Annotated in this window: 5 protein-coding genes; all 5 read left to right on the forward strand. The window is 68.7% G+C overall.

Annotated features, from left to right (window positions below):
• Positions 1-285 precede the first annotated feature (285 nt).
• The gene (thpD, locus tag L5G32_RS03485; RefSeq protein WP_237009645.1) at positions 286-1143 is read left to right on the forward strand and encodes an ectoine hydroxylase; all 858 of its coding nucleotides are present in this window, start codon (positions 286-288) and stop codon (positions 1141-1143) included.
• 62 nt (positions 1144-1205) lie between these two features.
• Entirely contained in the window at positions 1206-4511 is a 3306-nt protein-coding gene (locus L5G32_RS03490) for an arabinosyltransferase domain-containing protein (protein ID WP_237009640.1), read from the forward strand.
• Between the two features lie 135 nt (positions 4512-4646).
• A complete protein-coding gene (locus tag L5G32_RS03495) occupies positions 4647-5696 on the forward strand; it encodes an NAD-dependent epimerase/dehydratase family protein (RefSeq protein ID WP_237009641.1) in 1050 nt (349 codons plus the stop codon).
• Positions 5697-5785: 89 nt separating this feature from the next.
• Positions 5786-9151: an arabinosyltransferase domain-containing protein gene (locus tag L5G32_RS03500; protein WP_237009643.1), complete on the forward strand. Its 3366-nt coding sequence runs from the start codon at positions 5786-5788 to the stop codon at positions 9149-9151.
• Positions 9144-12518, forward strand: a complete 3375-nt coding sequence (locus L5G32_RS03505) for an arabinosyltransferase domain-containing protein (protein WP_237009644.1) — start codon at positions 9144-9146, stop codon at positions 12516-12518. The genes L5G32_RS03500 and L5G32_RS03505 overlap by 8 nt, the downstream gene beginning before the upstream one ends.
• Positions 12519-12605: the final 87 nt, after the last annotated feature.

The following is a 12605-nucleotide window of genomic DNA, read 5'->3' on the forward strand; positions in this document are numbered from 1 at the left end:
GAGCGGAGTCGAGACCGCACGCTGCGTCGCGCGAGGGTCTCGACTCCGCTCGACCAACGACAGGAGGGCTCGACCAACGACAGGAGGGCTCGACCAACGACACGAGGGCTCGACCAGCGGCGGCGGGCAGTGGTCGGTGAACTCGACTTAACTCACAAAAACGAGTAGCGGTGGAGGGCGGGGTCGGCCGCCGCCGGCCCATACACAGTCCTGAAGGGAGGATCCTTGACCACCGCGACGACTCTGCACGACCGATACCCGACGCGACTGACCGAACCCGCCCCGATGATGCGCCGACCGGACCCGACCGTGTGGGGCGAGGCTGCAGGCCCGTTCACCGCCGATGAGGTCGCGGCGTACGACGCGAAGGGATTCCATATCGAGGACGGGTTGTTGACGCCCGCCCAGATCCAGAGCTGTTGGACCGAGTTCTCGAGGCTCGCCGTCGACCCCCACGTCGACGCGTCCGGGGCGGTCGTGCGCGAGCGTGGGAGTGACGCAGTGCGGTCGATCTTCGCCGTCCACCGGCACAGCCCGGTGATCGACGCGTTGGCCCGTACGCCGCGCATCCTCGATCGCGCGCGGCAGATCCTCGGCTCGGAGGTCTACATCCACCAGTCGCGGATCAACGCGATGCCCGGCATGGTCGGCACCGGTTTCGGCTGGCATTCGGATTTCGAGACGTGGCACGCCGAAGACGGCCTGCCGACTCCCCGCACCGTCAGCCTGTCGATCGCGCTGACCGACAACTTCGCATTCAACGGCGGGCTCATGCTCATGCCGGGCGCGCACCGCGTCTTCGTCCCCTGCGTCGGTGAGACTCCCGCCGGCAACTTCCGTGAATCGTTGCAGGAGCAGAAGGTCGGGGTGCCGTCCTACGACACCGTCACCGATCTCGGCCTCGAGTTCGGGATCGAACAGTTCACCGGCCCCGCGGGCCACGCGCTGTTCTTCGACTCGAACTCGATGCACGCATCGAGCAACAACATCACTCCGTACTCGCGTGCCAACGTGTTCCTCGTCTTCAACAGTGTCAAGAACGCTCCGGACGCGCCGTTCGGAGCCGCGACCCCTCGACCGGCGCACATAGCCGACCGAGACACGACGCCACTGACCCCGGTCGACGACACCGAGTTCGTCTGATCTGCATCGGGGGCCCGGCTCAGGCACCGGGCCCCGACAGGCAAGCACTAGGATGACCCTCTGTGCCATCCATCACGGCCCGTCGGGCGCAGATAACCGCGATCGTCACCGGTCTGCTCGGCGTGCTCCTCGCTCTGGCGACGCCGCTGCTCCCGGTTCAGCAGACTGTCGCGGAGATCAGTTGGCCGCAGCAGGAGACCGTCGGATCGGTCTCCGCTCCCCTCATCTCGTACGCACCGATCGACCTGACGGCGACCGTCCCGTGCTCCGCCGTCGACCGGTTGCCCGCCGACGCGTCGGTCCTCCTGGCGACCACGTCGCCGTCCGCGGAGAAGGCACAGCAACGCGGTCTGTTCGTTCGGGTGACCGGGGAGCGCTCGACGCCCGAGGCATCCCGCACCGTCGAAGTCATCAACCGCAACATGCCGTTGGTGTCGGCTCCGCTCGCCGACGTGCGGTCCGGAACGTGCCAGGACATCGAGGTCCATGCGACGTCCGACGCCGTGACGGCCGAGTTCACCGGGCTGACCGGCGACGACGGTAAGGCTCTTGAAGGCGAAGCGGTCGGCGACCAGCGTCCGCAGATGACCGGCCTGTTCACTGAGCTCAGCGGCCCCGCCGCCGACATCCCGGGGCTGACGGCACATGTCGTCATCGACTCCCGCTACAGCACGACCCCGACCGCCGTGAAATGGGCGGCGATCATCGTCGGCGTCCTCGCCGTCGTGCTCTCGTTGATCGCCCTGTCCCGGCTGGACGCGACCGACGGCCGCCGACACCGCCGATTCTTCCCGGCCCGCTGGTGGCGGTTGAAGCCGCGCGACTACGCGGTGGTCGGACTGCTTCTCGTGTGGCACATCATCGGCCCGAACACGTCCGACGACGGCTACCTGCTCACCATGTCGAGGGTCGCGCAGGACAGCGACTACACGGCCAACTACTTCCGCTGGTTCGGTGCGCCCGAGGCCCCGTTCGGGTGGTATTACCAAGTCTTCGGCTGGCTCAGCAATGTCTCGGTCGCCAGCGTCTGGATGCGAATCCCGGCCCTGCTCTGCGGCATCATCGTCTGGTTGATCGTCAGCCACGAGATCCTCCCGCGCCTGGGCCGCGCCGCACTCGCCCGGCCTGCGGTCGGGTGGACGGCTGCGGCCGTCTTCCTGGTCGCCTGGTTCCCGTTCAACAACGGGCTGCGGCCCGAACCGATCATCTGCCTCGGAGCGCTGATCACGTGGTGTTCGGTGGAGCGCGCCATCGCGACCGGCAGGCTGTTGCCTGCGGCGGTCGCCTGCACGGCAGGCGCGTTCAGCATCGCGGCAGGCCCGACCGGTGTGCTCGCAGTCGCGGCGCTCGTCGCAGGCGCCCGACCGATGCTCTTGGCAGTCGTCCGTCGGGCCAGAGAGGTCCGACGGCAGACCGGGTCCGGCCCCGTCGCCGCGTATCTGAGCCTGTTCGCCCCGATCGTGTCCGCGGGCGTCCTGGTCGTCTTCGTCGTCTTCTCCGGACTTACACTCGCCGCGTTCACCGCGAGCTCGACCATGAAGACCGATCTCGGGCCGTCGCTCGCCTGGTACAACGAGATCGACCGCTACTCATCGCTGTTCGCGTTCTCCGCCGACGGGTCGATCGCCCGACGGTTCGCAGTCGTCGCCATGTTCCTGGCGATGGCCGTCGCGGGCGCCGTCCTCATCCGCAAGTCGCGGATCCCCGGCACCGCCCTCGGCCCCTCGCGCCGCATCGTGGGCATCACATTCGGCTCGCTGCTGTTCCTGATGTTCACCCCGACCAAGTGGACGCACCACTTCGGCGTGTTCGCCGGACTCGCCGCAGCACTCGCCGCGTTGGCCGCGATCGCCGCGAGCACGAGCGCCACCCATTCGCGACGGAACCGCACGATCTTCGCCGCACTCGTCGTGTTCGTGACGGCCCTGGCGTTCACCGCGCCCAACTCCTACTTCTACGCCTCGGCGTGGGGCATGCCGTGGGCGACGTCCCAGGTGATGGTCGCAGGCGTCCCGCTCGGCCAGATCCTCCTCTACGCGGCCCTGGCGCTGCTCGCACTCGCTCTCTGGTTCCACTTCCGCGAACCGTTCACCGGCGTCGACCCGGAACCGGAGCATCAACCGAGACCGATACGACGCCTCACTCGTACTCTCACCGCGTCGCCGCTGGGCCTCGCAGCCACCGTGATCGTCGCTTTCCTGCTCGTCACCGCCGCGATGACCGGTATCCGACAGAGCGACTCGTACTCGGTGCCGCGCTCGAACCTCGAGGCGTTCGCGGGCAAGCAGTGCGGGATGGCCGACAAGGTGTGGGTCGAGGACGACCCGAATCTCTACCGACTGACGCCGGTGGACACGTCCCTGACCGATCCGCTCGCGGGACCGACCACCGCCCCGGCCGGCGCCGATCGCAACGAGACCCGCGGGTTCACTGCGGACGGCGTGCGTGAGGACCTCGACACCATGGCGCCTGCCGGTTCCCTCGGCGTCCTCGCCTCCGGAGCCGGAATCGACCCCGACCTGCTGATCGCCAACAGCGGCGGCACCGGCGGCGGGGTCTCGACGACCGCCGGCGTCAACGGCTCGCACGCTGTCCTGCCGTTCGGGCTCGACCCGGCGATGACCCCCGTCATGGGCAGCTACTCCGAGACCGATCAGAGTCCCGCCGAGCTCACGTCCGGCTGGTACCGGGTGCCTGCCGACTTCCATGACCGCCCACTCGTCACGTTCTCGGCCGCAGGCGTGTTCGGGTCGAGCGAGCTCCGTGTCGAGTACACGACCGACGACGTCGACGATGCGACGCGCGACGGCGAGCTCACGGTAGGCGGCGAACACCAGATGATCGATCCGGGACCGCGTCCCAGCTGGCGCAACGTTCGCCTCGACACGACTTCGCTTCCTTCGGAGACCACCGCGATCCGGATCGTCGCCGACGACGACAACCTGTCGGAGGACCACTTCATCGTGGTCACCCCGCCGCGCATTCCCGAGTTGACGACGCTGCAGGAGACTGTCGGCGACACCGATCCGGTCCACGTCGACTGGACTTCCGGTCTGGTGTTCCCGTGCCAACGGCCGTACAACTTCCACGCCGGCGTCGTCGAGACGCCGAAGTGGCGGGTCCGGCCCGGCGCGGACCTCGCGGCCGCGGTCGGAACGTGGCAGGGCGCGCTCGGCGGCGGGCCACTCGGCTGGCTCCAGGTGTCACAGCGCGCGGAGACCGTCGCCACCTATCTCAAGGGCGACATCGGCCGTGACTGGGGCGCGCTCGAACGCTACAGCCCGTACGACCCTGCCTCACCCGCTCAGATCGACTACAGCACGCAGACCCGCAGCGGCCTGTGGAGCCCCGCGCCGATCCGCCGCTGAATCCGCCTCCTGCTGATTCGGGGTTGGCACGCATCGCACGGTGCCCTATAGTGAGCCCAGTCACGAACTAGAACATGTTCCAGTTCTTGCGGTTCGCTGAACGCGACTCGCATTCGTCGAACAGTGAGGACGCTCATGAAGGTCGCAGTCACCGGAGCAGCAGGCTTCGTCGGTACGAACCTCGTCGATCGGCTCGTCGCCGACGGCCACGACGTGGTCGCCATCGACCGCGTGTCGCCTGCACACGCACTCGACCATCCGCAGGTCACTTGGCGCTCCGCCGACATCTTCGACCAGGACGGCCTCGCCGAGGCGTTCGCAGGCGTCGACACCGTGTATCACCTGGTCGCGATGATCACGCTCAAGCAGAAAGACGAGCTCGCCTGGCGCGTCAACACCGCGGGGGTCGCGTCGACGGCGCGCGCCGCACTCGCCGCAGGCGTGCGCCGCTTCGTCCACTGCAGTTCCATCCACTCCTTCGACCAGTACATCGACGGCGAGAACACCGGTGGGGGCGTCCTCGACGAGACCTGCGCCCGCTCCGAGGATCCGAAGCTCCCGGTCTACGACCGTTCCAAATGGGCGGGCGAGCAGGCGTTGCGCGAGGTGATCGCCGACGGACTCGACGCCGTGATCTGCAATCCGACCGGCGTGTACGGCCCCGTCGACCACGGACTGTCCCGCATCAACGGCATGCTTCGCGACGCGGCCCAGGGCAAGGTCCCGTTGTTCCCGGACGGCACCTTCGACCTCGTCGACGTCCGGGACGTGGCGATCGGTCTGACCCTCGCCGCCGAGCACGGCGTCACCGGGGAGAACTACCTCCTGGGCGGTGAGCAGGTGCGTCTGTTCGACGCGATGCGGACCGTCGCAGGCCTGTGCGGCCGATTCCGCGCGCTGGCGGCCATCCCGCTGTGGGTGATCAAGGCGATCGTCCCGCTCGCCGAACCTCTCAGCCAGCTGCTCGGCTCGGACCTCGTCTCTCGGGCGTCGATCGCCGCCCTCGTCGCGCAGCCGACCGTCGACATCACGAAGGCCACCGAACGACTCGGCTACCGGCCGCGCAGTTCCGCTCAAACGCTCGCCGACCTCGTCGCGTTCCTCGCCGAGTCCGGCCAGTCGGGGTCCGCGCGCCCGACCTCCGGCGCACGCTTCGCGCCGGTTCTCGCCGCCGAACCCGTCTGAGGGCGTCGAGGCCGTCGGGTCGAGAGGACTCGCCCGACGTCGACGCCCGTTTAGCGAGGTCGTCGAACTCTCGACTAACGTCAAGTTCCGTGCCAGTGCCGACCACAGCTCCGTCCGACCCCGACGTCGAACCTCCCTCGAGCCCGCTCTCCTCGCAAACGGCGCGGCTGTTGGCGGTCGTCGCAGGTCTGATCGCGGTGATCGCCGCCGTCCTGGTCCCGCTGCTCCCCGTCTCCCAGACGTCTGCGTCGGTCAGTTGGCCGCAGGGCCAGGATGTGAACGCAGACGATCCATCGGTGGTCGCCCCGCTCATCGCACAGACCGCGCAGTCCGTCGACCTGGTGATTCCGTGCGCCGCACTCGCGACGCTGCCTGCCGAGGGCGCCACCGTCCTGTCGACGATGCCCGCCAAAGCGAAGGGTGCATCGCAGCGGACGCTCGCCGTGACCGCGAACCGTACGTCAGTCACCGTCTCCATGCGCGCGAACGTCGCGGCCAGCGCGTCGCGGGCCGACATCGATGCGGGACGATGCGGCGAACTGCACGTGTTCTCGTCGGCCTCGGCCACGGGGGCCCAGTTCACCGGACTCGGACCGGCGAGCGACCTCGACCCGAGTACACGCCCGCAGATCGACGGCTTCTTCACATCGCTGAGCACGCCGCAGGTGACCGCGATGGCCGATGCCGGAATGCACGCCCGGATCGACGTCGACAACCGGTACGAGAGCTCGCCGTCGATCCTCAAGGTGGTCGTCATGGTGATCACGGTGCTGGCCGCGTTGCTCGCCCTGTTCGCCCTGTGGTGCCTGGACCGGTCCAACGGGTACACCGGTCGACTCCTCGCCAGGTCGAAGACGCTGCTCGCGCACATCCGTCCGCGTCTGAGCGACGCCGTGGTGACCGTCGTGCTCGTCGTGTGGACGTTCCTGGGTGCGGCGGCGCCCGACGACGGCTACATCCTCACGATGGGGCGGGCCGCCGACGCGTCCGGCTACCTGTCGAACTACTACCGCTTCTACGGGATCGCCGAAGCGCCGTTCGACTGGTACTACAGCTTCCTGTCGCTGTGGTCGCAGGTGTCGACGACCATCGTCTGGATGCATCTGCCGATCCTCGTCGCCGGCCTGGCCTCGTGGTTCGTGCTGTCCCGAATCGTGCTGCCCCACCTCCTCTCTGGATCCGGCGCGGCCGGACTGATCGGCCGGTTCGGGTCGAGGGCGTGGGCCGTCGCCACCGCGGCCGCCGTGTTCCTGGCGTTCTGGCTCCCCTTCTGCTCGGGCCTGCGCACCGAGGGGATCATCGTCCTCGGCTCACTGCTCACCTGGTGGGCCACCGAGTCGGCGATCACCCGTCGCCGCCTCCTGCCGGCCGCGCTCGCCGCGACCCTCGCCGCCGGGATGCTCGCCCTCGCGCCGCAAGGCGTCATCGGCGTCGCGATCCTGCTGGTGGCCGCCCGCCCGCTCCTGCACGTCCTGCTCGACCGCCGACGCGAAGCCGGCCTCCTGGCACTGCTCGCACCGATGATCGCCGCCGGAACGGTCGTCTCGGTGATCGTGTTCCGCGACCAAACGTTGATGACGGTCCTCGAAGCGATGAAGACCCGGTATCAGACCGGACCGATCATCCCGTGGCACCAGGAGTTCCTGCGCTACTTCTTCCTGACCGTCACCACCCCGGACGGCGCCCTCGCTCGACGCATCCCCGTGCTCCTGCTGTTCGTCGCGGCGATCGTGACGGCAGCCGTCCTGCTCCGTCGCCGCAGCATCGCAGGCGTCGCGTCGAGCCAGACGTGGCGGCTGATCGGCGCGTTCGGCGTCACCCTCCTCTTGTTCTTTCTCTCCCCGGTGAAGTGGACCATCCATTTCGGTGTCTTCGCCGGGTTCGGAGCCGCGCTCGCCGCCGTCGCCTGCCTGGCGATCGCTCAAGCGGGCGCACGGTCGTCGCGCAACCTGTCGCTGCTGTCGGTGGGACTGCTGTTCGCGTTGGCCGCGGCGGCGGCGGGTAAGAACGCCTGGCCGTACGCCTACCGTTTCGGGATCACCTGGTTCGACATGGCTCCGGCCCTCAAGGGCATCCAGATCTCGTCGATCCTGTTGGCACTGGCCGTCGTCGCCGTCGCCGTCGCGCTGTGGCAGCACCTGCGCAACGACTACGTGGCCAACAAGGGTCTCGCCCACCACGATGCGGGGCAGCCCGACAGCGCGGGCGACCGACGCCGTCTGATGTTCGCGCACACCCCGCTGGTGCTGATCGCCGGCCTCATGGTCGTCGCGACGTTCACCGTGTTCGGCAAAGCCGTCGTCACCCGTAGCCCGGCGATGACCGTGTTCAGCAACAACGTCGCCTCGCTCGGCGGCGGCACCTGCGGCATGGCCGATCAGGTCCTCGCCGAACCCGACCCGAACAAGGGGATGCTGGTACCGGCGAAGAATGCGACGCCCACCGCGGCGCTCACCGGCGACGCCGTCGGCTTCTCCCCCGAGGGCATCCCCGCCGACCTCACCCCGACCCCGTCGAGTGCGCGAGCCGGGCAGATGCACGTCGGCGGATCGGTGTCCAAGCCGTTCTCGATCATCGGTGGGCTCGGCGCAGGCACCACCGGAGGGACCGGCCCGCGGACAGTCAACGGATCGACGCACGCACTCCCGTTCGGGCTCGACCCGGCAACCACCCCGGTGCTCGGCAGCTACGGCTTCCCGGCCAACGCGTACCTCACCACCGGTTGGTACACGCTGCCCGCACGGGACGCGTCGCCCATCATCGCGTTCTCCACGGCGGGCGCCGTGTCGACCATCGACCGCGACGGTCACTGGCGGTTCGGCCAGAAGCTCGTCGCGCAGTTCGGCAAGCCCGGCCCTGACGGTGAATTCGTCCAAGTCGGCGGCGACGTCGTCCCGATCGATGCAGGCCCGATCACCCCGAACCTCCCGTGGCGCAACCTGCGCGTCCCGATGACCTCGGTCCCGGCTGCGGCCACCGTGCTGCGCCTGAACCTCGCCGACACGAACCTCGGGCCTGCGCAGTTCATCGCGATCACACCGCCACGTGCCCCCGAACTCCGCACCCTGCAGGAGATGGTCGGGTCCACCGATCCGACGCTCGTCGACTTCATGGCGGCAGCGCAGTTCCCGTGCCAGAACCCGATGACGTTCCCGCACGGCGTCACTCAGGTCCCGCGGTGGCGGATCCTCCCCGACTTCGTGACCGCCAACTCGCAGTCGCGCACCTGGATGGCCGCCGACGGCGGCGGACCCCTGTCGATCGTCGAGTCGACGACGTCGCAGGTCACCGTGCCGACGTATCTGCGCGACGACTGGCACGAGGATTGGGGATCGGTGGAGCGACTGACACCGCTGTCGCCGGACGCCGCCACCGCTCGGGTCGACACCGAACCCGTCACCCAGTGGGGCTGGCACCGCACCGGATCGATTCGCCTGGAGCCGAACAATGACTGATCTCACCGACGCTCCCGCCGCCTCGAGCCGGTGGTGGAGTCCACGCGCAGGCGGCTACCGCGCGACGCGCCTCGTCGCCGCCGTCGCGGGCCTCATCGGCTTCCTGATGGCGATCCTGACGCCGATCCTGCCGATCGACCAGAAGACCGCCGAACTCGCGTGGCCGCAGAACGACGAGGTCACGAACGTGACGGCGCCGATGGTGTCGTTCGTGCCGATCGACATGTCGACGTCCGTTCCGTGTTCGCTGGCGCGGGAGCTCCCGGCAGGCGGCGGCGACCTGATGTCCACGCTGCCCGCGAACGGACAGGAGGCGACGGCCCGCGGGATGTTCGTCCGGGCGAGCGCCGACACCGTCTCGATGGTGGTCCGCGACGTCGTACTGCTGTCCGTCGACCGACGCGTCGCCCAGTCGTCGCCGGACTGCGCGTTCACCTTCACCGGCGGCGCCGACGGGGTGAGCGCCGACATCACCGGGCTGCCTGCCGATCAGACCGCCGGAACGCAAGCGACCGGTGCCCAGACCATGCGGTACCGGAACGCGTCTCCCGACATGCGGCCGCAGATCGTCGGCGTGTTCTCCGATCTGCCGTCCGACGCGCCGCGCGACGGGCTGTCACTGCACGCGACGGTCGACACTCGCTTCATCAACTCGCCGACCCCGCTGAAGCTGGCCGTCATCGTCATCGGAATCGTGATGACGTTGCTGTCGCTGGTGGCGCTCGGCGTCCTCGACGCGCGAGACGGACGCGGCCACCGCCGGTTCCTGCCGCGCGGCTGGTTCACCATCCGCGGCCCCGACGTCGTCGTGTTCCTCACGCTCGCCGCATGGTGGCTGATCGGTGGGAACACCTCCGACGACGGCTACAACATCACCGTCGCCCGCATCACCGGTGAAGCGGGATACGCCGACAACTACTTCCGCTACTTCGGAGTGCCGCAAGACCCGTTCGGATGGCATTTCCAGGTCCTGTCGTGGATGACGCACATCTCGGTCGCGACTCCGTGGCTGCGGCTCCCCGCCTTCCTCCTCGGGCTCCTCGGCTGGTGGATCATCAGCCGGGAAGCCATCCCGCGCCTCGGTCGGGCGGTCCGGAACTCGACGGCCGCCGTCTGGGCGGGCGCCATGGTGTTCCTGGCGATCTGGATGCCGTACAACAACGGCATCCGCCCCGAGCCCGCAGAAGCGGTGGGCGCCCTGCTCACGTGGGTGTGCGTCGAACGAGCCATCGCCACGAAACGTCTGCTTCCGTTCGCGATCGCGACGGTCACCGCCGGATTCACGCTGGCACTCGCGCCCGGTGGGCTAATGGCGGCCGCCGCCCTGATCGCCGGTCTGCGTCCACTCGTCAAGGGCATCGTCTCTCGACGTAGACGCGACGGTCTCGTCGCACTGATCGCACCGGTGCTCGCCGCGGGCACCGCCGTGCTCTTCATGATCTTCTATTCGCAGGCCCTCGGCCCACTGTTGGAAGGCAACAAGGTCGCGACCGAGGTCGGCCCCACCGAGGAGTGGTGGCGCGAACCGACGCGGTACTACTGGCTGGTCCTGGACACCGGCGACGGCACCTTCCCGCGCCGGTTCGGCATCTTGGTGATGATCTTGGCGCTCGTCGTCGCGATCTTCCGGCTCATGTCGAGCAGGCGTCCGGCCGGCGTCGCACGCGGACCGTTCTGGCGGCTCATCGGCGTGATGATCGGCACGATGTTCTTCACGTCGTTCACCCCGACCAAGTGGACGCACCACTTCGGCATCTATGCGGCCATCGGCGCGATCCTCGTAGCCGGTACGACGGCGATGATGGCGCCCAAGCTATTGCGGTCGCGCCGCAACCGCACATTCTTCGCCGCAGCCGTTCTGCTCGTGACGGCGGTCGCGACGGCGGGAACCAACATGTGGTGGTACGTCGGGTCGTACGGCATCCCGTGGTGGGACCGGCCGATCGAGATCGCAGGCGTCAAACTCAGTTGGGTCATGTTGGCCGCGACTCTCGTCGTCGCCGCCGTCGGACTGTGGTTTCATTTCCGCGACGACTTCACCGACGAGGACCTCCGTACCGGAGCCCGCAAGTCCGGCCTGCTGAAGTTCACGTTCTCGCCGATCCCGGTGATCGCGGGAATCGTCGTCCTCATCATGCTCGGCTCCTTCGTGAAGGCTGCGTGGGTGCAGCGGGACAGTTGGTCGTGGGCCACGTCGAACGCTCGCGCACTGACCGGCGACGAGTGCGCACTCGCAAACGACGTCCTCGTCGAAGCAGACCCGAACAAGGCGGTGCTGCGGCCTGCCGCCGTCGACGGCAGACCCGCGCCTGCGGCCAAGGCTGCGTTGGGGGCCGACAACACCGGTTTCACTGCCGAAGGCATCCCGTCGAATGTGCTCATCGACCCCCTCGATCAGCGTCGTTCCAGCGACGAGGAGTCCAGCGACGACGTCATCACCCCGCCGACCGCGGGCGGCGACTCCGTGGACTCGGAGATCGACGACGCGACGTCCGACGATCCCGCTGCCGAGTCGTCGGCCGAGCAGATCCCGTCTGCGGAGGCCGTCAAACTTCCGTACGGCCTGGATCCGGCGACGGTTCCGGTGCTCGGCAGCTACGGCTCTCGGCGGGCGAGCGAGCTCACCACCGGGTGGTATGACATGGGTGTGCAGGCCGACCAGGCCGGCGAGGAACGACCGTTGCTGACAGTCGCCGCGGCTGGCTCCATCGCATCACTCGACGAGTTCGAGGTGCTCACGCCGGGTCGGCGCGTCGTCGCCGAGTACGGTCGCATCGGCGGCGATGGTCGCGTAGTGCCGGTGGGAGCTCCGCAGGTTCCGCACGACGCGTTCGCGACGTCGTCGAACTGGCGGACGCTTCGCTTCGAGTTGACGACCGCGCCCCCGCGCGCCACGGTGGTGCGCCTGCACGTGGTCGACGACGCGATGGCGGTCCAGGAGTGGGTGGCGATCACCCCGCCGCGGCTGCCTGCGCTCGCCACGTTGAACGACGTCGTCGGACGCACCGACCCGGTGTTCATCGACTGGATGCCCGGGTTGGTGTTCCCGTGCCAGCGCCCGATGGCCGTCAGTTACGGCCTCCTGGAACTGCCTCAGTGGCGGATCATGCCCGACGCCGAGGCCACCCGGAAGAACACGCAGACCTGGTCGGACGGCGTGAACGGCGGCCCGCTCGGAATCACCGACGCGCTGCTCTCGTACACGCTGGTCCCGACGTACCTGCGCAACAACTGGGGACGCGACTGGGGCGGGCTGGAACGCTACTTCCCACTCGTCCCCGATGCTAAGCCCGCCGACATCATCAAGGGCTCGCACACCGTGAGCGGACTCGAGAATCCCGCTCCGATGCGCGCGAAGGGCTACTGACCGCGTTTGACGCCTGCCGTCCGAGACTTGGGGCCCCAAATTGGTGGCCACGGACGGGCCGGCGGGGGTTCCCCCCCCCCCCCGGGG

The sequence above is a fragment of the Gordonia zhenghanii genome (assembly GCF_021738965.1).
GTDB lineage: Bacteria > Actinomycetota > Actinomycetes > Mycobacteriales > Mycobacteriaceae > Gordonia > Gordonia zhenghanii.

Coding starts and splice junctions, on each gene's coding strand:
- thpD (WP_237009645.1), top strand. CDS start 286: ATGATGCGCCGACCGGACCCGACCGTGTGGGGCGAGGCTGCAGGCCCG.
- L5G32_RS03495 (WP_237009641.1), top strand. CDS start 4,647: ATGAAGGTCGCAGTCACCGGAGCAGCAGGCTTCGTCGGTACGAACCTC.
- L5G32_RS03505 (WP_237009644.1), top strand. CDS start 9,144: ATGACTGATCTCACCGACGCTCCCGCCGCCTCGAGCCGGTGGTGGAGT.